This window comes from Streptomyces sp. NPDC015139 (assembly GCF_043079785.1).
In the GTDB taxonomy this organism is placed as follows: Bacteria; Actinomycetota; Actinomycetes; order Streptomycetales; family Streptomycetaceae; genus Streptomyces; species Streptomyces albidocamelliae.
This window is the reverse complement of sequence record NZ_JBIBUW010000021.1, coordinates 1-25418: the sequence shown is the minus strand read 5'-3', so window position 1 is coordinate 25418 and position 25418 is coordinate 1. Positions and strand designations below refer to the sequence as shown.

Sequence of the window (25418 nt, the reverse complement as noted above, 5' to 3'; positions counted from 1 at the left end):
CCATGGCCATGGTCGACGCGGGCGGCATCCGGCTGCACGTCCAGCGCATGGGCCCCGCCGGCGGCCGCGCCCCGCACGCCACGGTCGTCCTGGTGCACGGACTGCTCACGGACAGCCTGGCCAGCCACTACTTCACCGTCGCACCCGCGCTCGCGGCGGCCGGACTCGACGTCGTCATGTACGACCTGCGCGGGCACGGCCGCAGCGACCGCCCGTCGCGGGGCTACACCCTCGACCACAACATCGACGACCTCACGTCTCTCCTGGACCGTCTGGACCTCACCGGGCCGCTGCACCTCGTCGGCAACTCCTACGGGGGCACCATCGCGTTCGGCCACACGGCCCGCCACCCCGACCGCACCGCCAGCCTCACGCTGATCGAGTCCGAGCCCGCCACCGCCGGCTGGGCGGCCAAGATGGGCCGCATCCTGCGCCGGGTGACGACGGAACTCGCCCGCGACGAGGACGCGGCGCTCGCCTGGATCGCCGCCCACCGCGGCCGCCACACCGCCCGCCTCGCCAAGGGAGCGGCCCGGCTCGTGCGCGAGACCACCCTCGGCCGGGACATCCCCGCCAGCCGGGTGCTCACCGACGCCCAGATCAGGGCCGTGCGCCGCCCGGTCCTGGGCGTGTACGGCGGCGATTCCGACCTGGTGGACCTGCTGCCCCTGAAACGCCGGCTGCTGACCGACTTCCGGGCGGTCGTGCTGCCCGGACACGAGCACTCGGTGCTGGTGGAGGCGCCCGGCACGGTCGGCGGGCACATCCTGGACCTCATCCGGCCCGGGGCGGGCGTGCGGTGAGCGCCTACCTCTTCGTCGTCCCGCCGCTCACCGGGCACATCAACCCCGCCGTCGGTGTCGCCGCCCGGCTCGCCGCGCACGGGAACCGGGTGGCCTGGGCGTGCGCCGATCCCGCACTCGTACGGCGGCTCGCGGGCGCGGACGCCGAGGTGTTCGCGTGCGCCGGCCCGGTGCCGGGCGCCGAGGGCGCCCGACGACCGCCGGAGCTGCGCGGCGCGGAGGCGCTGAAGTTCCTCTGGGAGTGGTACCTGCTGCCGCTCGCCGACGCGATGGCGCCGGGCGTCCGGGCCGCCGTCACGGAGTTCCGGCCGGACGTCGTGATCGCCGACCAGCAGGCTTTCGCCGGCGCGCTGGTGGCCGAACGCCTCGGACTGCCGTGGGCCACCTCCGCGACCACCTCGGCGGAGTTCACGGGCGCCTACGACGGTCTGCCCAAGGTCGCCGACTGGCTGCGGTTGCGGCTGGCCGCACTGCGCGCACGCGTCGGCGACCCGTCCGGCGGCGCCGACCCGCGCTTCTCGCCGCACCTCCTGCTGGTGTTCAGCACACCCGAACTCATCGGCCCGCTGGCTCCGTTGGCCCCGCACATCCACTACGTCGGACCCTCCGTCGCCGGCCGTCCGGCCGCGACCGGCTTCCCGTGGGAATGGCTGGACCACGGCCGGGCCAAGGTCCTGGTGACCCTGGGCACGGCCAACACCGACACGGGGGGCCGCTTCCTCGCCGCGTGCGCCGCCGCACTGCGGGACCGTGCCGACCACGTCCAGACGGTGATCGCCGATCCGGGCCGCGCGCTCCCCGCGACGGCCGCCGACAAGGACATGCTGATCCTGCCGTCCGTGCCCCAACTCCCGCTCCTGGCACGGATGGACGCCGTGGTCTGCCACGCGGGCCACAACACCGTGTGCGAGGCCCTGTGGCACGGCGTCCCGCTGGTCGTGGCGCCGATCCGCGACGACCAGCCCGTGGTGGCCGGACAGGTCGTGGACTCGGGCGCGGGCGTCCGGGTCCGGTTCGGCCGGGTGACCGCCGACCGGCTCGGCGAGGCCGTCGACGCCGTCCTGCACGATCCCGCCCACCGGTCCGCCGCCGCCCGGGTCCGCACCGCGTTCCGCGCGGCCGGCGGCGCCCCGGCCGCGGCGGCCCACCTCGAACGACTCGCAGCGGAGACCCGATGAGCGACCACCGAGCGAAGTCCGACCGCATCGCCGGCCTGCGTCCCCTCTACCGGAAGGACCTGGCCGGCGGCACCGACCGCTTCTTCGCCCCCCGGCGCACCACCTGCCCCTGGTGCGGGTCGGGGCGGCTCGCGGTTCGGCTGCACACCACCGACCTGCTGCAGCACAAGCCGGGCCGCTTCACCCTCGACCGCTGCGCCGGCTGCGGCCATGTGTTCCAGAACCCCCGGCTCACCGAGGAGGGACTGGAGTTCTACTACCGGGACTTCTACGACGGCCTCGGCGAACAGCGCATGAGCGGCACCTTCGGCGGCCGTACCGCGATGTACCGGAGCCGCGCCGAGGCCATGCTGCCGCACGACCCCGCACCGAAGACCTGGCTCGACGTCGGCACCGGCCACGGCCACTTCTGCGCCGCCGCCCGCACCGTCCTGCCCGCCACCTCGTTCGACGGGCTCGACTTCACCGACGGTGTCGAACTCGCCGCCCGCGAGGGCCGCGTGGACCACGCCTGGCGCGGCGCCTTCCCGGACCTCGCCCCCGAACTGGCCGCCCGCTACGACGTGGTGAGCATGTTCCACTACCTGGAGCACAGCACCGACCCCGACCGGGAACTCCGCGCCGCCCACGAGGCCGTGCGCCCCGGCGGTCACCTCGTCATCGAGGTTCCGGATCCGCGCAGCCGGTACGCCCGCCTCCTCGGCCGCTGGTGGCTGCCCTGGCTCCAGCCCCAGCACCTGCACTTCGTGCCCGCCGCCAACCTGCGGCGCCGGCTGACCGAGCGGGGCTTCACGGTGGTCGCCGAGCAGCACGCCGAGGCGCACGACCCGGTCGACCTGCTCGCCGCCGTCTGGCTCGTCCTCGACCGCGCCGCGCCGCGCGAGGACGCCCCGTGGCTGCCCGAGCCGCCCGGTGCGCTCCGGCGCGCTCTGCGCGCCGCGCTCCTCCTCGCGGGTGTCCCGGCCCTGGCCGCGGCGACCCTGCTCGACCGGTTCGCGGTACGTCCCCTGTCCCACCGCCTCGGCCTGTCCAACGCCTACCGCCTGGTGGCCCGCCGCGAGTAACGGGGGCCGGCCGGGAGCGCCCGGTGCTCACAGGGTCCTGCTGCGGATCAGTGCGGAGAGCGTCAGGGCGCCGGGCAGGAGCGGGAGCCAGTCGGTCAGGACGCGGAAGCCGATCACCGTCGCGGTGGCCATCGGCGGAGCGGCGCCGAACACGATCAGCGTCCACACGAGCGCCGCGTCCACGGCCAGCCCGCCCGGCGCCGGCACCGCCCCGCCCGCCGTACCCGCCGCGAGGTGGGCGAGCGCCACCTGCTCCCACGGCAGCCCCAGCCCCAGCGAGGCCCCGACGCAGGCCAGGGTGCTCGCCTGCACCAGCGGCATCGCGACCGCCCCGCCCCACAGGGCGGCCACCCGGCAGGGCCGCGAGTGCACCGCCCGTGCGTCGGCGAGCGCGGATCGCAGCAGTCCCGTCACCGGGCGCCGCAGCGGCCGTACGACCGTCAGCAGCACGCCGGCGATCGTGAGGACCCCGCCCGTCACGGCAGCTGCCGGAACCAGCAGCCGGCCGTCCGGGACCAGGTCGCCGAGGCGCCGCCAGGCCGGCGACACCGCCAGGAACACCAGCAGCACCAGCGTCTTCGCGGACGATTTCGCCAGGGAGTACAGCCCGATCGACGCGGTGGCCCGGTCCAGCGGCACCCCTCGCGCACGCAGGAAACGCAGGGTGACGGCATGGGCGCCCAACCCGCCGGGCAGCACGTGGTTCGCGGCACCGGCGGCGAACTGCGAGGCGAGCAGCCGGCCCGGAGGCAGCCGGTCCGGCAGCGCCCCCTGCCGCACGCACGCGGCCGCCACCCAGTTCAGGCAGGTGAGGCCGGCACCGGCCAGCAGCCACCACGGATCGGCGGCGAACAGCCGCCGGACGCCCTCGTACAGGACGGGCCGGTTGGTCACGGCCCAGCCCCCGGCGAGCAGCACGGGAGCCAGGCACAGGGCCAGCCGCGCGGGCCGGCCGGACAGCGGCGAGGCGGGCCGGGCGGGGGCGCCGGTGCCGGAACCGGGCGCCCCGGGCCCGGCGGCGGTCCCCGGCCCGGGGCACGGGGGAGCGGCGGCCGGGCCGAGCGGGGGGAGCGGGGACACTGAGGACACGGGGACGTCGTCCTTCCGCAGCGGGCCCCGCGACGGGGGCCTGGGGGAGGCGGGGCGGGCGAACCGCGAGGAGCCTTCCCCTCCCGCGTGACACGCGGATGTCCGCAATCCCAATGCGCGAGGGCGGTCCGGTGCCGCCGGGCAGGTGCGTGCGAACCGCCGTTCACCGCCGACCAGGTAGCCTTCCCATGGGGTGCGCTTCGCATGCGGGACCCCGGCCCGTACAGCGAACAGGGGAGGAACCGGCGTGCACGTCACGGAATGGCTGGACTCGGTGCCCGCGGCCGCGGTGTACGCCGTGGTGGCCCTGGTGATCGGGCTGGAGAGCCTGGGCATCCCCCTGCCGGGCGAGATCGTCCTCGTCTCGGCGGCGCTGATGTCCTCGCAGCACTCCGGCGTCAACCCCGTCGTACTGGGTGTGTGTGCCACCGCCGGCGCGGTGATCGGCGACTCCATCGGCTACGCGATCGGCCGCAAGGGCGGACGCCCCCTGCTGGCCTGGCTCGGCGCGAAGTTCCCGAGGCACTTCAGCGCGGGGCATGTGGCGACCGCCGAGCGCTCCTTCGAGAAGTGGGGCATGTGGGCCGTCTTCTTCGGCCGCTTCGTCGCCCTGCTGCGCATCTTCGCCGGCCCGCTCGCGGGCGTGCTGCACATGCCGTACTGGAAGTTCCTGATCGCCAACGTCCTCGGCGGCATCTGCTGGGCGGGCGGTACGACGGCCGTCATCTACTACGTGGGCGTCGTCGCCGAGGACTGGCTGAAGAGGTTCTCCTACCTCGGCCTGGTGGCGGCACTGCTGATCGGACTGGCCTCCATGCTGATCATCAAGCGCAAGGCGAAGAAGGCCCAGAAGGACCGGACCGTGGCACCGGAGGCGGAGCCGGTGAACGCCGGGGACTGAGCCCTCCCCCAGGCCCCTACTGGTGCACGTCCCGGTGCGTCTTCGCCAGCTCGGCGTAGAGCGTGCCGTTGAGGGTCACACCCTGCCGCTCCTCCTCGCTCAGCTCCCGCCGGACCTTCGCCGGCACCCCCGCCACCAGCGACCCGGGCGGCACCACCATCCCCTGCGGCACCAGCGCCTGGGCGGCGACGAGCGACCCCGCCCCGATCACGGCACCGTTGAGCACGGTCGCCCCCATGCCGATCAGGCAGTCGTCCTCCACGGTCGCCCCGTGCACCACCGCGTTGTGCCCGATGGACACGCGCTCCCCGACGTTCACCGGGAACCCGGGGTCGGCGTGCAGCGTCACGTTGTCCTGGACGTTCGCGCTCGCCCCCACGGTGATCCGCTCCACGTCGCCCCGCACCACCGCGCCGTACCAGACACTGGCCCCCGCGTGCAGCGTGACGTCACCGATCACGGAGGCCGTGGGCGCCACGAACGCCTCCGGATCGACCTGCGGCTCCTTGCCGCCGATACCCACGATCAGCGCCTGCTGCGTCATCACCGTCTCCTCGCGTCCGTCGGTTCCCCGCACGGTACGGCACCGGGTGGGGTGAAGATCACAGCAGCCCGCCCTCTCGCCCGGGGCGACCGGTGAGTAACGTGACCCCGTGCCGAAGCGCAAGAACACGTTCTCCTCCTGGCGACGCAGGCTGCTTCAGCGCGCCGTGCACACGGGCTGGGCCTGGGTGCAGCGCACGGGTGCGGTGTCGGCGGAGAACCCCGGCCGCTTCCGTTTCGGCTCCATCGGCGAGGCCACCCGGCTGGCCTTCCCGCTCGGCACGGTCTTCGGCGAACCCTGGATCAACCTCGGCTCCCACTGCATCATCGCCGAGCAGGTCACCCTCACCGCAGGGCTCATGCCCGACCTCGATCTCGGTCCGGACCCCATCCTGCGGATCGGCGACGGGGTGGTCCTCGGCCGCGGCAGCCACGTCATCGCGGACACCACGGTCACCATCGGCAGGGACTGCTACTTCGGCCCGTACGTCTACGTCACCTCCACCAACCACTCCTACGACGACCCCCACCAGCCCATCGGCAGGCAGTGGCCGCGTATGGAGCCGGTCGAGATCGGCCCGGGCTGCTGGATCGGCACCGGCGCGGTGATCCTGCCGGGTGCCCGGATCGGCCGGAACGTGGTCGTGGCGGCCGGCGCGGTCGTGCGCGGCACGGTGCCCGACCACGCCGTGGTGGCCGGGGCCCCGGCGCGGGTCGTACGGCGCTGGACGCAGGAGGACGGCTGGCAGCCGCCGCTGCGGACGCCGGCCCCGGTGCCGATCCCGGACGGCACCACCCCGGCGGAGCTGCGGGCGCTGGCGGACCTCGACGAGGACGCGGTGGCCCGGCTCGCCGCCCTGGAGTCCGAAGGCTGACGCGCGCGCCGTGTCAGCCGGTCGCCAGCAGGAGTGTGCCCACCAGCGCGAGCCCCGCGCCCGCCGCCTGCACCACGCGCAGCCGCTCGCTGAGGAAGCCGCGCGCCGCCAGCGCGGTCACCACCGGGTACAGCGACGCGAGGACGGCCGCCACGGTGACCGGACCGTGCTGGGCGGCGACCGCGTACGTGCCGTTCGCCGCCACGTCGGCGAGCCCCACGAAGGCCAGCGCGGGCATCGAGGCCCAGGGGAAGCCGTCCTCCGGCACGGCGGCGCCACCCCGCCGGACCGACGCGGCGAGCGCGACCCCGCCGACCGCGACGTTCGTCAGCCGCTGCACGAACAGGGCCAGGAACAGACCGGTGACACTCGTCGACGCCTCCGTGATCAGCGCGAACACCGTGCCGAAGCCGAGCGCCGCGACCAGGGTCAGCAGCACCGTCCGGCGCTGCACGGCCGCACCCCGCAGCTGCGGACCGCCCGCGAGCACGACACCGGTGACGGCCACCGCGATGCCGGCGGCCTGGAGCAGCCCGGGGCGTTCGCCGAGGAACAGACCCACGCCGACCGGGACGGCCACACTGAGGGTGGCGATGGGCGAGACCACTCCCATCGGGCCGAGCGCGAGGGCCTTGTAGAAGGAGAGCAGCGCCACCGGCCCGACCAGACCCGCCGCGACCGCGAACCACAGCCGGGGACCGGCCTCGCCCCAGCCGCCGGTGCCGACCACGACCGCGCCCAGCACGGCCGCCGCGACGGCCTGCGACACCACCACGACCGTCAGCGCGGGCGTACGGCGGGTCAGCAGCCCGCCGCCGAAGTCGGCCAGCCCCCACAACAGGCTGGTGGTCAGGGCGAAGAAGGCGGTCACGATGCCTCGCAGTACAGTTTGTTGAACGAGCGGGTGCGTCCCACCGTAGTTCACTCTGATGAACTGCGTCATTCAAAATATTTGCCCATCTCGGATATTGGACGGATAGTGTCGGACCTCGAACTCCTGACCCAGTCCCTGGCGCGCAACGTGAAGCACTGGCGAACGGTGCGGGGCTTCACCCTGGACGTGCTCGCCGCCCGGGCCGGCGTCAGCCGCGGGATGCTCATCCAGATCGAGCAGGCCCGCACCAACCCGAGCATCGGCACGGTCGTCAAGATCGGTGACGCGCTCGGCGTCAGCGTGACCACGCTTCTCGACTACGAGCGGGGTCCCAAGGTCCGCATCGTCCCGGCCGACCGGGCCGTACGCCTGTGGCACACCGAGGCCGGCAGCTACAACCGCCTCCTCGCGGGCACGGAGGCCCCCGGCCCGCTGGAGATGTGGGACTGGCGGCTGATGCCGGGCGAGAACAGCCCCTCCGAGCCGCACCCGGCCGGCACCGTCGAGCTGGTCCACGTCACCGCGGGCGTGCTGACCCTCACCGTGGACGGCGAGGACCACGTGGTACCGGCCGGCGCGAGCGCCTCCTTCGAGGCGCACCTGCCGCACACCTACGGCAACCGGGGCGAGGCCCCGATGGAGATGGTGATGGCCGTCTCCGTGCCGCCCGTGCCGTGAGACACCCGTACGGCGGACGGGCGGGTCTTGTTAGCGTGCGGCCATGCGCGCACCCATCGGAGACTTCGACACCGCCACCCCGGCCCCGGACTGCCTGGACGAACTGACCGCGCCGGTCGCCGACGCCGTACGCAGCTGGCAGGGCGCCGTCCCCGCCGACCGGATCCTCTTCGTCGACACCGACCCGCGCTGGGCCGACACCGCCGTCTTCGTCGAGCACTACGGCCGCGACCTGCTGGAGCGGTCGGCGAACTGCGTCGTGGTCGCGGGCAAGCGGGGCGGCGAGACCACCCTCGCGGCGTGTCTGGTCCTCTCCACCGCCCGGGTCGACGTCAACGGCGTCGTCCGCCGCCAACTCGGCGCCCGCAAGGCCTCCTTCGCCTCCATGGAGACGGCGACCGGTGAGACCGGCATGGAGTACGGCGGCATCACCCCGCTCGGCCTGCCCACCGGCTGGCCCGTGCTGGTCGACTCGGCCGTCGTCGACCTGCCCTACGTCCTGGTGGGCAGCGGCCGCCGCCGCGGCAAGCTCCTGATCCCCGGCAAGGCCCTCGCCGAACTTCCGGGCGCGCTGGTCCTGGAGGGGCTCGGGACCACCTGAGTCACCGGCGTGCCGGGCTGTGCCGAGCCCGGCGAAGGCGTTCCGCTCGTTCCCGGCGGGCCGGCCGCGGGTCCGTTCGTCAGGCCGGCAGATGATGGGCGAGGACCAGGTGCGGGTCCGTCTCGCCGGGGGCCGGCGCCGGGTCGGCGTGGACCAGGGCGGCGGTCAGGCGCGGCACGGCGTGCAGCAGCGCGTGTTCCGCCGCCACGGCGATCGCGTGCGCCTGCCGTAGCGTCGCCTCCCCGTCCACCACGACCGCGAGTTCGGCCCGCAGCCGGTGCCCGATCCAGCGCAGCCGCAGCTCGCCCACCTCCCGCACGCCCGGTACCTCCCGCACCGCCCGTTCGGCGCGGTCCACCAGCGTCGGATCGACCGCGTCCAGTACCCGCCGGAACACCTCCCGCGCCGCGTCCCGCAGCACCAGCACGATCGCCGCCGTGATCGCCAGCCCCACCAGCGGGTCGGCCGCCCGCCACCCCAGGGCGGAGCCCGCCGCGCCCAACAGCACGGCCAGTGAGGTGAATCCGTCGGTACGGGCGTGCAACCCGTCGGCGACGAGTGCGGCCGAGCCGATCTCCCGGCCCACCCGGATCCGGTACCGGGCCACCCACTCGTTCCCGGCGAAGCCGACCAGCGCGGCGATCGCGACCACCGGCAGATGCGTGACCGGCCGCGGGTCGAGCAGCCGCCCGACCGCCGCCCAGCCGGCGAAGGCCGCCGAGGCGGCGATGGTCAGGACGATGACGAGCCCCGCGAGGTCCTCGGCCCGCCCGTACCCGTAGGTGAACCGCCGGTTCGCCGCCCGCCGCCCCAGTACGAAGGCGATGCCGAGGGGAACGGCGGTCAGCGCGTCGGCCGCGTTGTGCACCGTGTCCCCGAGCAACGCCACCGACCCGGACACGGCCACGACGCCGGCCTGCGCCAGTGCGGTCGCCCCGAGCACCGCCAACGACACCCACAGCGCACGCATACCGCGTGCCGAGGACTCCAGCGCCGGGTCCACCTTCTCGGCCGTGTCGTGGGAGTGCGGGGCGAGCAGGTGGGCGAGGCGACGGCGCGGGCCGGGGGAGGAGCCGTGCGGGTGCGGGTGCGGGTGTGCCCCGTGCTGATGAGGGTGCCGTTCACTCACGTCGAGCCCCTTTGCGGTGTGCGGGAGTGGACGCGCGGCGCCCACGGATCCATTATGTGCGTATGAGCGCACGCATGCACCTATCACCTGCGCACCATGCGCACCCGCGCAACCCGGGCGAGGAGCGGTTCGCGCTCGCCGCCGAACTCCTCTCCCTGCTGGGCGACCGCACCCGCCTCGCCCTGCTGCACGCCCTGGCGGAGGGCGAGGCCGACGTCGGCACGCTCACCGAGGCGTGCGGCGCCGCCCGCCCGGCCGTCAGTCAGCACCTGGCCCGACTGCGGCTCGCCGGCCTGGTGGACACGCGCAAGGAGGGCCGCCGGGTGATCTACTCACTCCGCCACGGCCATCTGCGCCGGCTGGTCGAGGAGGCGCTGCGGACGGCGGACCACCGGCTCACCGAGCGCGGTGGGGAAGCGGGGACGGCCGGCGACGAGGGGCCGGTCACCGAAGCAGGGCGCTGAGCCGTTCCAGCAGGGTCAGGGCCTCTTCCGGATCCGCCGTCGCAGTCGACAGTGCGGGGCGGAGCGGCGCGTCGCGCACCGCCTTCAGCCGAGGTGAGGGCTCGGCGGTGGCGCTGAGCAGGGTACGGCGCCCGTCTCGGGGATCGGGTTCGGCGAGCAGGGCGTCGGCGGTGCGCAACCGTGCGACGCAGTTGGAGACCTGACTCTGCGCCAGACCCGTCCGCCTGGCGATCTCGGTGACGGTTGTGCGGGGATGGTCGCGGACGTCGGCGGCCACGAGCAGCACGGTGCCGGTGCCCGTGGAGTGCTCGCCGATGCCGTCGGCGGGGACGGCCGACTCCGCGATCCGCTGGAGGCGCTGGCCGAGCAGGAACAGGTCGCTCACATTCACGCCGCCACAGTACATCTCGGAGAGATGCATCGGGCTACAGATGCATCATCCAAAGATGCATCTCCTCTTGATGCATCTACATCTGATGGATATGGTTCTTGGCATGCCGAACACGACGAAGCTCCGCGGCAACCCCTGGGCCGTCCTCGTGACCCTGTCCCTCGGGTTCTTCATGACCCTTCTCGACATGACGATCGTCAACATCGCCGTCCCGGATGTGATGCGCTCCCTGCACACCGGGCTCGACCAGGTGATGTGGACGATCAGTGGCTACACCCTGGTGCTGGCCGCGCTCCTGGTGACCGCGTCCCGGCTCGGCGACATGCGGGGGCAGCGGACGCTCTTCGCGGTCGGCGTCGCGGTGTTCACCGCCGCCAGCGCGCTCTGCGGACTGGCCCCGGACGCGGGCTTCCTGGTCGCCGCGCGGCTCGTGCAGGGGCTGGGAGCGGCTCTGCTCACGCCACAGACGATGGCGCTGATCATGGCCGTCTTCCCGGCCGGGCGGCGTGGCACCGCCCTCGGGATCTGGGGCTCGGTCGCCGGTGTCGCCACCCTGTCCGGGCCGACCCTGGGCGGCCTGCTCGTCAGCGCCCTCGGCTGGCGCTGGGTGTTCTTCGTCAACATCCCCGTCGGCCTGCTGGTGCTGGCACTGACCTTCCTGCTGGTACCGGATCTGCGCACCGGCCGCGCCCACCGGCTCGACCTGCCCGGCGTCCTGCTCTCCACGGCCGCCCTGACCTGCGTGACCTTCGCCCTGATGGAGGGCGACCGCTACGGGTGGAACGGCGCGATCGCCGGTCTCGGTGTCACCGGGGCGCTCCTCGCCGCCCTGTTCCTGCGCGGCCAGCGACGCCGGCAGGGGGCCGAACCACTCGTCCCCTTCGCCCTGTTCGCGACCCGTGGCTTCACCGTGATGACCCTCCTCGTGGGTGCCATCGGCGCCGCGCTGATCACCGCGGTACTCCCGCTCGGCCTCTACTTCCAGCAGGTGCTCGGCTTCTCCGCCGTCCACGCCGGACTGGCGCTCGCGCCGTCCCCGCTGGTGTCCCTCGTGGTCTCCCCGCTCGCCGGGCGGCTGAGCGACCGTGTCGGCGGCCGGCGGGTGCTGCTCGTGGGGCTGGCGTCCTTCTGCGCGGGGCTCGTCGCGGTGATAGCGCTCGCGCAGACCTCCGCCTCGGCCCTGGTCTTCACCGTGCCGCTGATGTGCATGGGCCTCGGCACCGGCTGCATGATCGCCCCGCTGTCCACCGAGGCGATGCGGCACGTTCCCGGCCACCTCGCCGGCGCGGCCGCCGGTGTAAACAGCACGGTCCGGCAGTTGGGTTCGGTTCTCGGGAGCGCCGCCGCCACCGCGCTCATGGCGGCGGGCGCCACCCCGCTGGCCGGGCTCCATCTGGCCATGGCGCTCGGAGTCGTCCTGCTCGCCCTCGCGGGAGCGGCCCTGTGCCTCGGCGGCCGCACGAGCGCGGTGGCGGCCGCCGGCTGATCCGGCCGGCACCGGGATCAGAACGCGGTGGCCGTCCCGAGGTAGCGCTCGGCGAAGGCCGCCGCCGCGGCCGGCGAGGTGAACAGCCGGCGCAGCCGGGCCAGCGTGGTCCCGGTGCGGTACGGGTCGCCGGAGGAGGCGCCGTGGTAGATCTCGGAGAGCCACTCGGAGAACTCGTGGTAGTCCCACACGCGCCGCAGGCAGGTCTCCGAGTAGCCGTCCAGGCCCGCGGAGTCGCCCTTGGTCAGCTGGGCCACGAGGCCGTCGCCGAGCAGGAACGCGTCGTGCAGCGCGAGGTTCATGCCCTTCGCGGCGATCGGCGCGACGAGATGGGCGGCGTCGCCGGCCAGCAGGAGGCGGCCGAACACCATGGGTTCGACGACGTAGTTGTGCATGTCCAGCACGCGCTTCTCCAGCAGTCGCCCCTCCGCGAGCGGCGGGCGGTCCGCCGCGTGCAGGCGCCGCTGGAGTTCGTCCCAGACGCGGGTGTGCGACCAGCTGTCCGGGTCGTCGCCGGGCGGGCACTGGAGGTAGTAGCGGGTCACCTCGGCGCTGCGGGGCATGTGCCCGGCGAACCCGTCGGCGTGTATGCCGAACAGCACGCGGTCGGCGGACGGCGGCGCCTCGGCCAGCAGCGCCAGCCAGCCGATGCCGTAGTCGTACCGGGACGTCCGCGCCCGCGCGGGCAACGCGGCCCGGCTCGCCCCGCGGGCCCCGTCGCAACCGGCGACGAAATCGCAGGTCACCTGCCGGCGTTCGCCGCTGTCCGGGTCGGTGTACGACACGGAGGGCCGGTCGGAGTCCAGGTCGTGCAGGCGTACGTCGCGCACGCCGAAGCGGATCTCGCCGCCGCGCACGTCGGCGTACTCACGCACGAGGTCGGTCACGAGCAGCGGCTGCGGGTACACCCAGTGATGACGTCCCGTCAGTTCCTGGTACGGGAAGCGGTGGCCCCGGCCTTCGAAGCGGAACTCGAACTCGGTCTGCCGTTCCGCGCGGCGAAGCAGGCCGCCGGCCAGCCCGCGCCGTTCGAGACCGCGTACGGCCCACTCCTCGATGACGCCGGCGCGGGGCCGCTGCTCGATGAACGCACGGGTCTCGGTCTCCAGGACCAGACAGTCGACACCGGCGGCGCGCAGGACGTTGCCGACGGTCAGACCGGCCGGTCCGGCGCCCAGGACGACGACCGGAAAGCGGGCAGCGGAAGGGGAGTCGGTGTGGGGGGAGGGAGACATCACGCCAGCATAACGACGGTGTCCCGCCGGACGAGCCGACGGGACACCGTGGGTGACGCGGGAGCGGGTCAGTGCGCGGGCATGTCCGTGACCACGACTTCCTCGATGCTGCGCTCGATCGCCTCCGCCTTCGAGGCGGTGGCCCTGGCCCAGTAGTAGATGGCCACGGAGAAGGCCGCCACGACCAGGATGTCCCAGTACATCGGGATGGTGCCACGGCCGCCGAAGCCGCCCAGCCAGGAGATCAGGCCCAGGCCGAACAGGTAACCGGGCAGCCACTGCGCCGCCTTGAAGTCCATCCGGGGCGCGTCCGGCCGGCGCCTCGCGGTGGCGTACCAGGCGTACGAACCGAGCAGCACGTAGCCGAGCAGGATCGCGAAGCCCAGCCGCCACAGGGTGTCCCAGCCGGCCCAGTAGATGATCAGGTTGGCGACCACGAACGACGCCGGCGAGATGAACTTGCCGAAGGGCAGCCGGTAGGGGCGCTCGTGGTGCGGCAGCCGGTCGGAGAAGACGCCGTACGCCAGCGGGGCGCCCGCGTACATCAGCACGCTCGCCGAGGTGATGAAGCCGACCAGCTCCTGCCAGCTCGGGAAGGGCAGGAAGCAGACCACACCGGTGACGAACGACATCAGCAGGCCGAACCACGGCACGCCGCGCTTGTCGGTCTTGGCGAACGCCTTCGGCGCGTAGCCGTTCTTGGCCAGGCCGAACGAGACGCGGGAGGTGGCGGTGGTGTAGATCAGGCCGGTGCCACCGGGAGAGATGATGGCGTCGACGTAGAGCACCCAGCCCAGCCAGCCGAGGCCCACCAGGGTCGCCAGGCCCGCCCACGGGCCGCTGATGCCGGCGAAGTCCAGCTTGGCCCAGCCGTGCGCGAACGAGGCGTGCGGCAGCGCGGCGATGAACACGACCTGCAGCAGGATGTAGATCACGGCGCCGATCGCCACCGAGCCGAGGGTCGCCCGCGGCAGGTCACGCTTCGGGTTGCGGCTCTCGCCCGCCAGCTGGATCGCCTGCTCGAAGCCGAGCAGCGCGAAGATGATGCCGCTGGAGCTGATGGCGCCCAGGACGCCCTTCATGCCGAACGGCGCGAAGCCCTCCGAGGTGAAGTTGCTGCCGTGGAAGTTGCCCACCGCGATGATGAAGATCGCCGCGAGCGGGACGGCGATCTTCCACCAGGTGGCCGCGCTGTTGGTGTGCGCGAGGGCGCGGACACCGAAGAAGTTGACACCGACGAAGATCGCCATCAGCACGACGGCCGAGAGGAATCCGCTGGTCGTCAGGGTGCCGTCGGCGTGCTGCAGACCCTGGGCCCACTTCCAGTGACCGGCGTAGCCGATCATCGCCTCGACCTCGATCGGCGCCACGGTGGCCGCCTGGAGCCAGGCGAACCAGCCGAAGGACATGCCGGCCAGGCCGCCGAAGGCGTAGTGCGGGTAGCGGGCCGTGCCGCCGGCGACCGGGAACATGCCGCCGAGTTCGGCGTGCACCAGCGCCAGCAGCACGATGGCCACCGTGCCGATCACCCACGAGATGATCGCCGCGGGGCCGGCCACGACGACCGCCTTCTCGGCGCCGTACAGCCAGCCGGATCCGATGATGGAGCCCACGGAGGCCCACATCAGACCGATCAGTCCGACGTCCCGGCGCAGACCGCCGGACTCCGTCGTGGCCTGTGGCAAGGCGTCGACTTTCGCCATGTCAAGTGGCCTCTCAGTTCATGAACGCAGAATTAACGAACGACGCCACAGGCTAGGAAGGCATTCCGCGTCACGAAAAGACTGTTTAGAAAAACTTGACCCAGGATCTTGCCTGTCTTGGGAACGGCCACGCTGACGGTCTTCGTACAGGTCAGACATCGACTCGGAATGTCAATATTCAGCGGTGAATTGTGAGAAGAAGGTGAGACAGGTCACCGCAACAGGGGAATTTCGATCGCCGGGCAGCGGTCCATCACCATCTCCAGACCCGCCTCCCGGGTCCGCGCGTAGGCCGCGTCGTCGACCACACCCAGCTGGAACCACACCGCCCGCGCGTTCTTCGCCACGGCCTCGTCGGCCACCGCGCCCGCCAGCTCGCTGTGCACGAAGACGTCCACCACGTCCACGTCGAAGGGGATGTCCGCGAGGGTGGCGTACCCCTGCTCGCCGTGCACCGTCTCGGCCTTCGGGTGCACCGGCACGATCCGCTTCCCGTACCGCTGGAGCACCTGCGCCACCCCGTACGCGGCGCGGCTCCGGTTGGTGGACAGGCCGACCACGGCCCAGGTGTCGCCCACCTCGGTCAGAATCCTGCGGATCGTCGCTTCGTCGCCGTACACCGGCTGCCTCCAGGGGATGTCGGGTCGTCGGTCCGCCGGCCGGCCCGGTCCTCCCCGTCCGGCCGCGTCCCGTCTGCTTCGTCCGGGCAACAGCACCCTCCGGACGCTGATTCCCGCCCCGTACCCCGGCACGGTGACCGGAATCGGGGCAAGGTGCCTGCGCGGCGCCGTCCGCCCGCCTACGCTCGGCCCGTGCTGCGCATCCTCGACGCCCGTACCGGTGAGCCCGTCCCCGCCGCGCCCGCCCGGCGCGGCCTGACCCGTATCGAGGCCCACGCCTCCGGCCTGGACCCCACCGACCTGCGGGTGCTGCTCACCGCCGACCTCCTCGTCCGGGCCCTGGAACTCGGCGGCACCCCCGTCTGGACGATCCTCACCGCGCCCCTCCGGCTGGCCGAGCTCCGCACGGCCGCCACGGCCCTGGCGATCCGCCCCTTCGAGGACGGCCGCGACCTGGCTTCCGGGCTGGGAGAGGCACAGGCGATCCATGTCGTGGCCGGGGACAACGGCCCCGTACCGGGCCCCGGGCCGGTCGCGAGCGTGGCGCCGGTGGTGTGGACCGGGGCACCGGGGCCGCACGCCGGTGCGGAGGGGACCCGGCCCGGCGCCGGGTCCGCGGACTCCGACGCGGGCCGGGACGCCGTCCCCGGTGTGCCGCCGGGCGCTTCCCCGGCGCCCCCGCGCCTCCCGCTGCCCGACCTCCTCGCCGACCCCGCCGCCCTGCGCCTGGCCCTGCTCTCGGTGCCGCGCGGCGACACCGTGCACCTGGACCGCGCCGGGCTCGACCGGGCCGCAGGGCAGCTCACCCACTGGCGGCGCGCCGTGGCCGCGTGGGCGCGCAGACCCTCGCGGCCGGTGCCCGAGGACGTGCGGGTACGGCTGCGGGCAGCCTGGGAGGACGATCTGGACCTGCCCGCGGTGCTGGAGGTGCTGCGGGACGTGGAGAGCGCACCCGGCGTGCCCGACGGCGCCCGCTTCGAGACGTACGTCTACGCCGACCGGCTGCTCGCCCTCGACCTGCCCCGCGACCTGGGGACCCTCGCGTGATCGAGCGGGCGGGCGCCGGCCCGATGCGCCGTCTGATGGTGCTGCGGCACGCCAAGTCCGCCTGGCCCGAGGGGGTCGAGGACCACCGCAGACCCCTTGCACCGCGCGGACTGCGGGACGCCGCGGCCGCGGGCCGCGCCCTCGCGGAGGCCGGCGGCCTGCCCGACCTCGCCCTCTGCTCCACCGCCGTACGCGCCCGCCGCACCTGGGAGCTGGCCGCCGCCGAATGGGGCACCCCGCCCCCGGTCCGCTACGACCGCCGGCTGTACGCGGCCGGCGTGGCGGATCTGCTCGACGTCGTGCGCGAGGTCCCGCGGGAGGTGGAGACGCTGCTGCTGGTCGGACACAACCCCGGCCTCGAGGAACTGGTGACGGAACTGGCCGGCGACGGACTCGACGACTCGCTGGAGCGGCTGCGGGCCAAGTTCCCGACGTCCGCGATCGCGGTCCTGACCTGGCGCGGCACCGGCTGGCCCGCCCTCGGCCCGGGCACCGCCCTGCTCACGTCCTTCATGGTGCCGCGCGGGAAGAAGTAGCCGGGGGAAGAAGCAGCCGGGGGAAGAAGGGCGTGGAGGCCGCCCCGGCCCCGGGCGGGGGCGCCGGCACCGCGATCATGGCCGGCGGCCGCCTCGCATAGGCTGACGGGATGCAGGACGAGTACCGCACAGTGGCCCGCGCGGGCGTGCACGAGACCGAGGTCAACCGCTCCCGCTTCCTGTGCGCCCTCGCCCCGGCCGCCACCGAGCAGGAGGCGCAGGAGTTCGTCGCCGCCGTCCGCAAGGAGCACGCCGACGCCTCCCACAACTGCTGGGCGTACGTCGTCGGCGCGAACGCCCAGGTGCAGAAGGCGAGCGACGACGGCGAACCCGGCGGCACCGCGGGCGTCCCCATGCTCCAGATGCTCCTGCGCCGCGACATGCGCTACGTCGTCGCGGTCGTCACCCGGTACTACGGCGGCGTCAAGCTCGGCGCCGGCGGACTCATCCGCGCCTACGGCGGATCCGTCGGCGAGGCCCTGGACACGCTCGGCACGATCACCCGGCGCCGCTTCCGGCTGGCCACGGTGACCGTCGACCACCAGCGCGCGGGCAAGGTCCAGAACGACCTCCGCGCCACCGGACGCGAGGTGCGCGACGTCCGCTACGGCGAGGCGGTCACCCTGGAGATCGGCCTGCCGGACGCCGACGTGGACGCCTTCCGGGCCTGGCTCGCCGACACGACGGCGGGCACGGCGACCCTCGAACTGGGCGGAGAGGCGTACGGCGACGCGTGAGCCGGGGCGGTCGGGCTCCGGGGACCCGCCCGCGCCGAGTGCTTCCGCTCACACGGGACGCAGGGGGCGAAAGACGTGAACCGTCCGCATCGATGGGCGAGAACGCGGCTTCTTTCTGTTTTGTCCGCTCGTGAAGGCGGCCTGCACGCCCTTCGTCCGAGACTCCAACGGCCGTTCGCGGGCGGCCCGTCGGGCCCGTGCGACCGCCACCGCGGGGCGGCGGGGACGCCAGGTGCGGAAAGAGCCGGGCGAAGGGGGGAAGACGGGAGTTACCGCCCGTGATGTCGGACCCGGCCGTTAGTCTCGGGGATCATGAGACTCCTGCACACCTCCGACTGGCATCTCGGCCGGGCCTTCCACCGGGTGAACATGCTCGGGGCCCAGGCCGATTTCATCGGTCACCTCGTCGCCACCGTGCGCGAGCGCGAGGTGGACGCGGTGGTCGTCGCCGGGGACGTGTACGACCGCGCGGTGCCGCCGCTCGCCGCGGTCGAGCTGTTCGACCGGGCCCTGCACCGCCTCGCCGGTCTCGGCGTGCCCACGGTGATGATCTCCGGCAACCACGACTCGGCCCGTCGCCTCGGCGTCGGCGCGGGACTCATCGACCGCGCGGGCATCCACCTGCGCACCGAACCGTCCGCCGTCGGCACTCCCGTCGTGCTGTCCGACGCCCACGGCGACGTCGCCTTCTACGGCCTGCCGTACCTCGAACCCACCCTGGTGAAGGACGAGTTCGCGGTCGACCGGGCCGGTCACGAGGCCGTGCTCGGCGCCGCCATGGACCGCGTCCGCGCCGACCTCGCCACGCGCGCGCCGGGCACCCGCTCCGTCGTCCTCGCCCACGCCTTCGTCACCGGCGGCCAGGGGAGCGACAGCGAACGGGACATCACCGTCGGCGGAGTGGCCGCCGTACCCGCGGGGATCTTCGACGGCGTCGACTACGCGGCGCTCGGGCATCTGCACGGCTGCCAGACGATCACCGAGCGCGTGCGCTACTCGGGCTCCCCGCTGGCCTACTCCTTCTCCGAGACCGGCCACCGCAAGAGCATGTGGCTGGTCGACCTCGCCGCCGACGGCTCCGTCGCCGCCGAGCGCCTCGACTGCCCCCTCCCGCGCCCGCTCGCCCGGATCCGCGGCACCCTGGAGGACCTCCTCGCCGACCCGGAACTGACGCACCACGAGGAGGCGTGGGTCGAGGCCACCCTCACCGACGCGGTCCGCCCGGCCGACCCCATGGCCCGGCTCACCGAGCGCTTCCCGCACACCCTCAGCCTCGTCTTCGCCCCCGAGCGGGGCCCGGACGACCCCCAGGTGTCGTACGCCCGGCGGCTCGCGGGCCGCAGCGACCAGCAGATCGCCCAGGACTTCGTCGCCCACGTCCGCGGCGCCGGCCCCGACGAGCGGGAGACGGCCGTGCTGCGGGACGCCTTCGACACGGTCCGCGCCGACCACGCCGTACGGGAGGTGGCCCGGTGAGGCTGCACCGGCTCGACATCACCGCCTTCGGGCCCTTCGGCGGCTCGCAGCGCGTCGACTTCGACGCCCTGTCCGCCGCCGGGCTCTTCCTGCTGCACGGCCCGACCGGCGCGGGCAAGACCTCCGTCCTCGACGCCGTCTGCTACGCCCTCTACGGTTCCGTGCCCGGCGCCCGCCAGAGCGGCCAGGGCATGAACCTGCGCAGCGACCACGCCGAGACCGGCACCCGTACCGAGATCCGCCTCGAACTGACCGTCGCCGGACGCCGGCTGGAGATCACCCGGCAGCCGCCGTGGGAGCGGCCCAAGCTGCGCGGCAAGGGAAGCACCGTCGACAAGGCGCAGACCTGGCTGCGCGAGTACGACTCCACCGCCCGCGCCTGGAAGGACCGCAGCCGCTCCCACCAGGAGATCGGCGAGGAGGTCACCCAGCTGCTCGGTATGAGCCGCGAGCAGTTCTGCCAGGTCGTCCTGCTGCCCCAGGGCGACTTCGCCCGTTTCCTGCGCGCCGACGCCGAGGCCCGCGGCAGGCTGCTCGGCCGCCTCTTCGACACCCAGCGGTTCGCCGACGTCGAGAAGCGCCTCGCCGAACGCCGGCGCACCACCGAGGCACGCGTGCGGGAGGGTGACGCGACGCTGCTCGCCGACGCCCACCGCATGCAGCAGGCGGCCGGGGACGCGATGGAGCTGCCCGAGCTGGCACCCGGCGAGCCCGGCCTGGCCGAGGCCGTCCTCCAGGCGGCCGCCGTCGCCCGGGCGACCGCCCGCGAACGCCTCACCGTCGCCCACTGCCGCCTCGGCGCCGCCGAGTCCGCCCACACCGAGGCCCGGCGCGTCCTCGGTGACGCCCGCGAACTCGCCCGGCTGCAGGACCGGTTCGCCGAGGCACGCCGGCGCGCCGAGGGCCTCCAGGAGCGGGCCGGTGCGCACCGCGAGGCCCAGCAGCGCATGGAGCGCTCCCGCAAGGCGGAGTCGGTCGCACCCGCGCTGGAGCTGCGGGACGTCACCGAGGAGGAGCACCACCGGGCCGACCGGGCCGAGGCGCACGCGCGCGGCCTGCTGCCCGACTCCTACGCCGACGCCGACGCCGGATCGCTCGCCGGTGCCGCCCGCCGGGCCGCCGAGGAACTGGGCGGTCTGGACGCCGCCCGGCGCGCCGAGCAGCGGCTCGCCGCCCTGATCGAGGAGCGGGCCGGGCTCGACCGGCAGGAGCGCGCCGACGACGACGTGCTGCGCGAGGCCGAGTCCTGGCTCACGGACTGGGACACCACGCGCGCGGCCCTGCAGACGCGCATCGACTCCGCCCAGGAGGCCGCCACCCGCGCCGAACAGCTCGCCGTACGGCAGGAGCCGATGGCGGCCCGGCTCGCCGCCGCCCGCACCCGGGACGAGCTGGCCGCCGACCTGGAAGCGGCCGGGCGGCGCGCCCGCGCCTCCGAGCAGAGCGCCCTCGACGCCCGCGCCCACTGGCTGGACCTCAAGGAACAGCGCCTGAACGGCATCGCCGCCGAACTCGCCGCCCACCTCACCGACGGCGAGCCCTGCGCGGTGTGCGGCGCCACCGAGCACCCCGCACCGGCCCGCAAGGTTGCCGGACACGTCGACCGGGAGGCCGAGGAACGGGCCCACGCGGACTCGCGGCAGGCGGACCGGCAGCACGCCGACGACGAACGGCGCCTCGGCGTCGTCCGCGAGGCCCTGGCCGCCGCCACCGCCGAGGCCGGCGACACACCCACCGACCGGCTCGAGGCGCAGACGGCGGAGCTGGAGCGGGAGCACGCCCGCGCCCGCCGAGACGCCTCCGCGCTGCACGCCGCCCACGAGGAGCTGCGGCGCGCCGAACAGGAGCGCGAGCGGCGCCTCGCCGACCGCCAGCAGGCCGCCGTCCGCACCGCCTCCCGCCTCACCCGGCGCGAGACCCTGGAGCGGGAACAGACGCTGCTGGAGGAGGAGCTGACGCAGGCGCGCGGCACCGCGGACAGCGTGGCCACCCGTGCCGCCCAGCTGGAACGGCAGGCGGCGCTGCTCACCCGGGCCGCCGACGCCGCGCGCGCCGCCGAGGACACCGCCCAGCGGCTGAAGGACGCCGACGCCCGCCTCGCCGACGCCGCCTACCGGGCCGGTTTCGACACCCCACGGGCAGCCGCCGCGGCGCTCCTGGACGACGCCGCGCACCGGGAGCTGCAGCACCGCCTGGACGCCTGGCAGACGGAGGAGGCCGCCGTGCGCGCGGTGCTGGCCGAGGCCGACACCGCGGCCGCCGCCCAGCGCCCGGCCGCCGACGTGCCCGCGGCGGAGCGGACCGCGGCCACGGCGGAACGCCGCCTGCGCGAGGCGGCCTCCGCGCGCGACGCCGCCGCCCGCTGCTGCACCGAGCTGGACCGCCTGTCCGCCCGGGCCGCCGAGGCCGTACGACGCCTCGGGCCGCTGCGCGACGAGTACGACCGGGTCGCCCGGCTCGCCGCCCTCACCGCCGGCACCTCCGCCGACAACGAACGCCGGATGCGTCTGGAGTCCTACGTGCTGGCGGCCCGGCTGGAGCAGGTCGCCGCCGCCGCGACCGTCCGCCTCCAGCGCATGTCCTCGGGCCGCTACACCCTCGTCCACTCCGACGACCGCACCGGACGCGGCCGCAGCGGGCTCGGACTGCACGTGGTCGACGCCTGGACCGGGCGGGAGCGGGACACCGCCACCCTGTCCGGCGGCGAGACCTTCTTCGCCTCCCTCGCGCTCGCCCTCGGCCTGGCCGACGTCGTCACCGACGAGGCGGGCGGCGTCCGCCTGGACACCCTCTTCATCGACGAGGGCTTCGGCAGCCTCGACGACCAGACCCTCGACGAGGTCCTGGACGTCCTCGACTCCCTGCGCGAACGCGACCGCAGCGTCGGCATCGTCAGCCACGTCGCCGACCTCCGCCGCCGCATCCACGGCCAACTGGAGGTCGTCAAGGGCAGAACGGGATCGGTGCTGCGGCAGCGGGGGGCGGTCTAGGGCCTGTCGGTTGCCCCGCGACGCGGGCATGATCCAAACGACAGGCCCTAGCGGCCCAGGGGGCGGCGGGGCAGCGGGGAGGAGTAGACGACGCTCGTCGTCACCGAGCCCAGGGCGCCGATCTTTCCCGAGATCTCCTCCAGGTGGGACATGGACCGCGCGGTGACCTTGATGACGAAGCAGTCGTCGCCGGTGACGTGGTGGGCCTCCAGGATCTCGGGCGTCGCCGCGACCAGGTCGTGGAACGGCCTGTAGTTGCCGTTCGGGTACCTGAGCCGCACGAACGCCAGTATCGGCAGGCCGAGCCGCTCGGGGTCGACGACCGCCGCGTACCCCTGGATGACGCCCGCCTCCTCCAGCCGCCGGACCCGTTCGGTGACGGCACTCGGCGACATGGAGACCGCCCGGGCCAGTTCGGCGTAGCTGGCCCGTCCCTCGCGCTGGAGGACTTCGAGGATGCGCCAGTCGGTGGCGTCCGGGGAATACACGGTCATCCCGGATGGATAGCAGGGGAATCCCCGGCCGGGCAAGGGCAGGCCCGTGGATCGTCCCTTCAGGGCGCGGGCGCCGGACCGTAGATTTCCCTGCATGATCACTCACGCCTCCGAGAACCCCGTCCTCCGTGTCGCCCCCGCGGCTCCCGCCGAGGCCGCCGCCCACTTCCGGGCGAGCCTCGCCTTCCACGCCGACGTCTCCGACGTGGCCGCCGCCCTCACGGCCGGCACCGACCCCGGCTTCGCCGTCGTCGACACCCGCTCCACCGCGTCCTGGGACCAGGGCCACGTCCCCGGCGCCGTGCACCTGCCGACCGCGCTCGTCCCCGAGCAGGCCGAGCGGCTCCTCGACCGGTCCGTGCCCGTCGTGACGTACTGCTGGGGACCCGGCTGCAACGGCGCCACCCGCGCCGCCCTCGCCCTCGCCGAACTCGGCTTCCGCGTCAAGGAGATGCTCGGCGGCTTCGAGTACTGGGTCCGTGAGGGCTTCCCCTACGAGACCTGGCAGGGGCCGGCCCGCCGGGACGCCGACCCGCTGACGGCACCCGTGGAAGGCGAGTGCGGCTGCTGACGGCCCGCCGTGTAGGTTCTTGCGCCATGGCTCGATACGCGGATCCAGGCGTGCTGGAGTGGGTGGAGTCGGGCGGCGGTCCGCTGATAGCCGTACCGGAGACGGTCCTGCCGTTCTGGGCGGGTGCCGACACCGAGGAACTCGACACGGACTACGACCGGGCGTGCGAGGTCGCCGGACACATCGGCCTGCTGCCGGTCGGCGACAGCGCGGCCCTCGTCCTCGGCGACGAGCCGGCCTCCACCTCCTACCTGCCCGAGCACCACACCCTCGTGCGCTGGTCGGCCGCGGACTCCGAGGACGAACTGCTCGCCGCCGTCCCGGCCGCGCTCGCCGAGGCCGAGTGGGGCGACGAGGTCCGCTGGACCGTTCCCGGCCCCGTCGTCCTCTTCGACTCGGCCCGGCAGGGCGGCGACACCCCGCGCATCGAACACCTCCGCATCCCGCTGGATGCGGGCCCCTACGCGGTGCGAGCCGCCTGGGCCACCCCGCGACCCGAGACCTGGGTCGGCCTGGTGCAGCTCAGACGGCTCGCCGGCTGACGGGCCGCTCGGCCCGGCACAACCTCAACGCAGGTCGTCGAAGGCGATGTTCAGGTGCCGCGGGCCGCGCAGCACCGCGTTCGGCCGGTACGGCGGGGGATCCTCGACCAGCCGCGGGTTCTCCAGCCGGCGGGCCAGCTCGGTCAGGGCGATCTGCGTCTCCAGCCGGGCCAGCGGAGCGCCGAAGCAGCTGTGGATGCCGCTGCCGAAGCCGAGGTGCTGGATGTCCTCCCGGTCCGGGTCGAACCGCTCGGGGTTCTTGAACCGCTCCGGGTCCCGGTTGCCGGCCGCGATCATCAGCCAGATGCGCGACCCCTTGGGGATGGTGACCCCGCGCACCTCGATGTCGGCGATGCAGGTGCGCTGCGGCACGATCTGTACCGGCGGCTCGTACCGCAGCAGCTCCTCCACGATGTTGACCGCCAGCGTCGGCTCCTCCCGCAGCCGGCGCAGGACGTCCGGATGGCGCAGCAGGGTGAGCATGCCGTTGGTGATGAGGTTGACCGTCGTCTCGTGGCCGGCGATCAGCAGCAGCACGGCGGTGCTGAGCACCTCCATCATCGTCATGGAGCCGTTCGGGCCGTCGCTGCGCACCAGGTCGGAGAGCAGGTCGTCCTGCGGTTCCTTGGTGCGCTGCTCGGCCAGGCCGGCCAGATACATGCCGAGCGCCATCCGCGACTCCTGCAGGGAGTTCAGGAACTCCTCGTCCGCGCCCTGCCGGGTGTCGGGGTCGAGGCTCGCGACCAGCGGGTCGACCCAGGCGCGGAACTTCGGCTCGTCCTCCCGGGGCACCCCGAGCAGCCGGCAGATCACCGTCACCGGGAACGGATAGGCGAACTGGTCGACCAGGTCGACCTGCCGGGCGTCGCCGAAGCCGTCGATCAGGTGGGTGACCGTCGCCGCCATGTCGCCCCGCAGGTTGTCGACCCGGCGGGGCCGGTGGGGCGGCCCGAAGCCGCTGTTGGCGATGCGCCGCAGCCGGTCGTGCTCGGGCGGGTCCAGGCGCAGGAAGGACGGCGGCAGCCCGCCCGTCTCCTGCAGGTCGTTCAGCGCGTCGCGCCCCGAGGCGGCCACGTTGGCGGCGTCGGAGCTGATCCGCGGATCGTGGAACAGGGCCTTGATGTCGTAGTACGAGCTGAGGACGTAGGGGCCGCCCTCCTCCTCGTGCAGCACCGGGGTGGCGCGGAGCTCCTCGTACAGCGGGTACGGGTCGGCGCGGTTCGCGAAGTCGGTGATCCGGTTGACCAGCGAGGCTTCTGTCATGACAGGTCCTTGGGCGTCGGGCCGGGCGGCCGTCTAGGGCCTGTGTGGTGTCGTGATCAGTTCCTGGGTTCTGGCCTCTTCGTGGGGTGGAACCCGGTAGGACTGTGGTCGTGACACGCAGGCAACTC

26 protein-coding genes are annotated in these 25418 nt (G+C 73.9%); 16 read left to right on the top strand and 10 right to left on the bottom strand.

What is annotated here, in order from left to right; genetic code table 11:
• Positions 1-2: 2 nt before the first annotated feature.
• From ACF08B_RS35630 to ACF08B_RS35620, 3 genes are read left to right on the top strand one after another with little or no spacing between them, the layout of a single operon-like run.
• Positions 3-803, top strand: coding sequence for an alpha/beta fold hydrolase (locus ACF08B_RS35630; RefSeq protein ID WP_392321192.1), 801 nt, complete (start codon positions 3-5; stop codon positions 801-803).
• On the top strand, positions 800-1981 hold the full coding sequence (locus tag ACF08B_RS35625; RefSeq protein ID WP_392321191.1) for a glycosyltransferase: 1182 nt from the start codon (positions 800-802) through the stop codon (positions 1979-1981). Before ACF08B_RS35630 ends, ACF08B_RS35625 begins: the two co-directional genes overlap by 4 nt.
• Positions 1978-3045, top strand: coding sequence for a class I SAM-dependent methyltransferase (locus ACF08B_RS35620; protein WP_392321190.1), 1068 nt, complete (start codon positions 1978-1980; stop codon positions 3043-3045). Before ACF08B_RS35625 ends, ACF08B_RS35620 begins: the two co-directional genes overlap by 4 nt.
• Positions 3046-3072: 27 nt before the next feature.
• Here ACF08B_RS35620 and ACF08B_RS35615 read toward each other — a convergent pair whose 3' ends face one another.
• On the bottom strand, positions 3073-4134 hold the full coding sequence (locus ACF08B_RS35615; RefSeq protein WP_392321189.1) for a YbhN family protein: 1062 nt from the start codon (positions 4132-4134) through the stop codon (positions 3073-3075).
• 247 nt (positions 4135-4381) lie between these two features.
• Here ACF08B_RS35615 and ACF08B_RS35610 point away from each other — a divergent pair, with 247 nt between their 5' ends.
• Entirely contained in the window at positions 4382-5035 is a 654-nt protein-coding gene (locus tag ACF08B_RS35610; protein WP_392321188.1) for a DedA family protein, read from the top strand.
• A 16-nt stretch (positions 5036-5051) separates the two neighbouring features.
• Here ACF08B_RS35610 and ACF08B_RS35605 read toward each other — a convergent pair whose 3' ends face one another.
• Positions 5052-5579, bottom strand: coding sequence for a gamma carbonic anhydrase family protein (locus ACF08B_RS35605; RefSeq protein WP_392321187.1), 528 nt, complete (start codon positions 5577-5579; stop codon positions 5052-5054).
• A gap of 109 nt (positions 5580-5688) precedes the next feature.
• Here ACF08B_RS35605 and ACF08B_RS35600 point away from each other — a divergent pair, with 109 nt between their 5' ends.
• On the top strand, positions 5689-6453 hold the full coding sequence (locus tag ACF08B_RS35600; protein ID WP_392321186.1) for an acyltransferase: 765 nt from the start codon (positions 5689-5691) through the stop codon (positions 6451-6453).
• Between the two features lie 13 nt (positions 6454-6466).
• Here ACF08B_RS35600 and ACF08B_RS35595 read toward each other — a convergent pair whose 3' ends face one another.
• Positions 6467-7324 (bottom strand): EamA family transporter, encoded by an 858-nt coding sequence (locus ACF08B_RS35595; protein WP_392321185.1) that lies wholly within the window; start codon positions 7322-7324, stop codon positions 6467-6469.
• A gap of 108 nt (positions 7325-7432) precedes the next feature.
• Between ACF08B_RS35595 and ACF08B_RS35590 the strand changes: the two genes are divergently transcribed.
• Complete coding sequence (locus ACF08B_RS35590) at positions 7433-8005, top strand: helix-turn-helix domain-containing protein (protein ID WP_392321184.1); 573 nt, start codon at positions 7433-7435, stop codon at positions 8003-8005.
• 43 nt (positions 8006-8048) lie between these two features.
• Positions 8049-8606: a YbaK/EbsC family protein gene (locus ACF08B_RS35585; protein WP_392321183.1), complete on the top strand. Its 558-nt coding sequence runs from the start codon at positions 8049-8051 to the stop codon at positions 8604-8606.
• 79 nt (positions 8607-8685) lie between these two features.
• On the opposite strand, the gene ACF08B_RS35580 is transcribed toward ACF08B_RS35585, so the two are convergent.
• A complete protein-coding gene (locus tag ACF08B_RS35580) occupies positions 8686-9735 on the bottom strand; it encodes a cation diffusion facilitator family transporter (RefSeq protein WP_392321182.1) in 1050 nt (349 codons plus the stop codon).
• 62 nt (positions 9736-9797) lie between these two features.
• Here ACF08B_RS35580 and ACF08B_RS35575 point away from each other — a divergent pair, with 62 nt between their 5' ends.
• Positions 9798-10199, top strand: coding sequence for an ArsR/SmtB family transcription factor (locus tag ACF08B_RS35575; RefSeq protein WP_392321181.1), 402 nt, complete (start codon positions 9798-9800; stop codon positions 10197-10199).
• Here ACF08B_RS35575 and ACF08B_RS35570 read toward each other — a convergent pair.
• Positions 10180-10590, bottom strand: a complete 411-nt coding sequence (locus tag ACF08B_RS35570; protein ID WP_392321180.1) for a MarR family transcriptional regulator — start codon at positions 10588-10590, stop codon at positions 10180-10182. The two genes, ACF08B_RS35575 and ACF08B_RS35570, sit on opposite strands and share 20 nt — an antisense overlap.
• Before the next feature lie 103 nt (positions 10591-10693).
• Here ACF08B_RS35570 and ACF08B_RS35565 point away from each other — a divergent pair, with 103 nt between their 5' ends.
• Positions 10694-12076 carry a DHA2 family efflux MFS transporter permease subunit gene (locus tag ACF08B_RS35565; RefSeq protein WP_392321179.1) on the top strand — a complete coding sequence of 461 codons (1383 nt, stop codon included), beginning with the start codon at positions 10694-10696 and terminating at the stop codon, positions 12074-12076.
• A 17-nt stretch (positions 12077-12093) separates the two neighbouring features.
• On the opposite strand, the gene ACF08B_RS35560 is transcribed toward ACF08B_RS35565, so the two are convergent.
• The 3 genes from ACF08B_RS35560 to ACF08B_RS35550 form a co-directional block, all read right to left on the bottom strand.
• Positions 12094-13311, bottom strand: a complete 1218-nt coding sequence (locus ACF08B_RS35560) for a 4-hydroxybenzoate 3-monooxygenase (protein WP_392321178.1) — start codon at positions 13309-13311, stop codon at positions 12094-12096.
• A gap of 68 nt (positions 13312-13379) precedes the next feature.
• Positions 13380-15014, bottom strand: coding sequence for an APC family permease (locus tag ACF08B_RS35555; protein ID WP_392321177.1), 1635 nt, complete (start codon positions 15012-15014; stop codon positions 13380-13382).
• 212 nt (positions 15015-15226) lie between these two features.
• Positions 15227-15634, bottom strand: a complete 408-nt coding sequence (locus ACF08B_RS35550; protein WP_392321176.1) for a CoA-binding protein — start codon at positions 15632-15634, stop codon at positions 15227-15229.
• A gap of 192 nt (positions 15635-15826) precedes the next feature.
• Here ACF08B_RS35550 and ACF08B_RS35545 point away from each other — a divergent pair, with 192 nt between their 5' ends.
• The 5 genes from ACF08B_RS35545 to ACF08B_RS35525 all read left to right on the top strand — a co-directional run bounded on the left by ACF08B_RS35545 (position 15827) and on the right by ACF08B_RS35525 (position 22420).
• Positions 15827-16681 (top strand): hypothetical protein, encoded by an 855-nt coding sequence (locus ACF08B_RS35545; protein ID WP_392321175.1) that lies wholly within the window; start codon positions 15827-15829, stop codon positions 16679-16681.
• Positions 16678-17217: a SixA phosphatase family protein gene (locus ACF08B_RS35540; protein WP_392321174.1), complete on the top strand. Its 540-nt coding sequence runs from the start codon at positions 16678-16680 to the stop codon at positions 17215-17217. The genes ACF08B_RS35545 and ACF08B_RS35540 overlap by 4 nt, the downstream gene beginning before the upstream one ends.
• Before the next feature lie 110 nt (positions 17218-17327).
• Positions 17328-17954 carry a YigZ family protein gene (locus tag ACF08B_RS35535; RefSeq protein ID WP_392321173.1) on the top strand — a complete coding sequence of 209 codons (627 nt, stop codon included), beginning with the start codon at positions 17328-17330 and terminating at the stop codon, positions 17952-17954.
• Positions 17955-18266: 312 nt separating this feature from the next.
• The gene (locus ACF08B_RS35530) at positions 18267-19430 is read left to right on the top strand and encodes an exonuclease SbcCD subunit D (RefSeq protein ID WP_392321172.1); all 1164 of its coding nucleotides are present in this window, start codon (positions 18267-18269) and stop codon (positions 19428-19430) included.
• Positions 19427-22420 carry an AAA family ATPase gene (locus ACF08B_RS35525; RefSeq protein ID WP_392321171.1) on the top strand — a complete coding sequence of 998 codons (2994 nt, stop codon included), beginning with the start codon at positions 19427-19429 and terminating at the stop codon, positions 22418-22420. Before ACF08B_RS35530 ends, ACF08B_RS35525 begins: the two co-directional genes overlap by 4 nt.
• Positions 22421-22467: 47 nt before the next feature.
• On the opposite strand, the gene ACF08B_RS35520 is transcribed toward ACF08B_RS35525, so the two are convergent.
• The gene (locus tag ACF08B_RS35520) at positions 22468-22914 is read right to left on the bottom strand and encodes an Lrp/AsnC family transcriptional regulator (RefSeq protein ID WP_073895110.1); all 447 of its coding nucleotides are present in this window, start codon (positions 22912-22914) and stop codon (positions 22468-22470) included.
• 94 nt (positions 22915-23008) lie between these two features.
• Between ACF08B_RS35520 and ACF08B_RS35515 the strand changes: the two genes are divergently transcribed.
• Both ACF08B_RS35515 and ACF08B_RS35510 read left to right on the top strand, forming a co-directional pair.
• Entirely contained in the window at positions 23009-23485 is a 477-nt protein-coding gene (locus ACF08B_RS35515) for a rhodanese-like domain-containing protein (RefSeq protein WP_073895107.1), read from the top strand.
• A gap of 26 nt (positions 23486-23511) precedes the next feature.
• The gene (locus ACF08B_RS35510) at positions 23512-24027 is read left to right on the top strand and encodes an Imm21 family immunity protein (protein ID WP_392321170.1); all 516 of its coding nucleotides are present in this window, start codon (positions 23512-23514) and stop codon (positions 24025-24027) included.
• Positions 24028-24051: 24 nt separating this feature from the next.
• Here the strand turns inward: ACF08B_RS35510 and ACF08B_RS35505 are convergent, their stop codons facing one another.
• Positions 24052-25290: a cytochrome P450 gene (locus tag ACF08B_RS35505; protein ID WP_392321169.1), complete on the bottom strand. Its 1239-nt coding sequence runs from the start codon at positions 25288-25290 to the stop codon at positions 24052-24054.
• Between the last annotated feature and the right edge of the window lie 128 nt (positions 25291-25418).

What these genes read in the sequence shown, in the direction of transcription:
- ACF08B_RS35630 (WP_392321192.1), top strand. Translation starts at nt 3, where the DNA reads ATGGCCATGGTCGACGCGGGCGGCATCCGGCTGCACGTCCAGCGCATG.
- ACF08B_RS35620 (WP_392321190.1), top strand. Translation starts at nt 1,978, where the DNA reads ATGAGCGACCACCGAGCGAAGTCCGACCGCATCGCCGGCCTGCGTCCC.
- ACF08B_RS35605 (WP_392321187.1), bottom strand. Translation starts at nt 5,579, where the DNA reads ATGACGCAGCAGGCGCTGATCGTGGGTATCGGCGGCAAGGAGCCGCAG.
- ACF08B_RS35585 (WP_392321183.1), top strand. Translation starts at nt 8,049, where the DNA reads ATGCGCGCACCCATCGGAGACTTCGACACCGCCACCCCGGCCCCGGAC.
- ACF08B_RS35575 (WP_392321181.1), top strand. Translation starts at nt 9,798, where the DNA reads ATGAGCGCACGCATGCACCTATCACCTGCGCACCATGCGCACCCGCGC.
- ACF08B_RS35565 (WP_392321179.1), top strand. Translation starts at nt 10,694, where the DNA reads ATGCCGAACACGACGAAGCTCCGCGGCAACCCCTGGGCCGTCCTCGTG.
- ACF08B_RS35560 (WP_392321178.1), bottom strand. Translation starts at nt 13,311, where the DNA reads ATGTCTCCCTCCCCCCACACCGACTCCCCTTCCGCTGCCCGCTTTCCG.
- ACF08B_RS35555 (WP_392321177.1), bottom strand. Translation starts at nt 15,014, where the DNA reads ATGGCGAAAGTCGACGCCTTGCCACAGGCCACGACGGAGTCCGGCGGT.
- ACF08B_RS35535 (WP_392321173.1), top strand. Translation starts at nt 17,328, where the DNA reads ATGCAGGACGAGTACCGCACAGTGGCCCGCGCGGGCGTGCACGAGACC.
- ACF08B_RS35530 (WP_392321172.1), top strand. Translation starts at nt 18,267, where the DNA reads ATGAGACTCCTGCACACCTCCGACTGGCATCTCGGCCGGGCCTTCCAC.
- ACF08B_RS35520 (WP_073895110.1), bottom strand. Translation starts at nt 22,914, where the DNA reads ATGACCGTGTATTCCCCGGACGCCACCGACTGGCGCATCCTCGAAGTC.
- ACF08B_RS35515 (WP_073895107.1), top strand. Translation starts at nt 23,009, where the DNA reads ATGATCACTCACGCCTCCGAGAACCCCGTCCTCCGTGTCGCCCCCGCG.
- ACF08B_RS35510 (WP_392321170.1), top strand. Translation starts at nt 23,512, where the DNA reads ATGGCTCGATACGCGGATCCAGGCGTGCTGGAGTGGGTGGAGTCGGGC.
- ACF08B_RS35505 (WP_392321169.1), bottom strand. Translation starts at nt 25,290, where the DNA reads ATGACAGAAGCCTCGCTGGTCAACCGGATCACCGACTTCGCGAACCGC.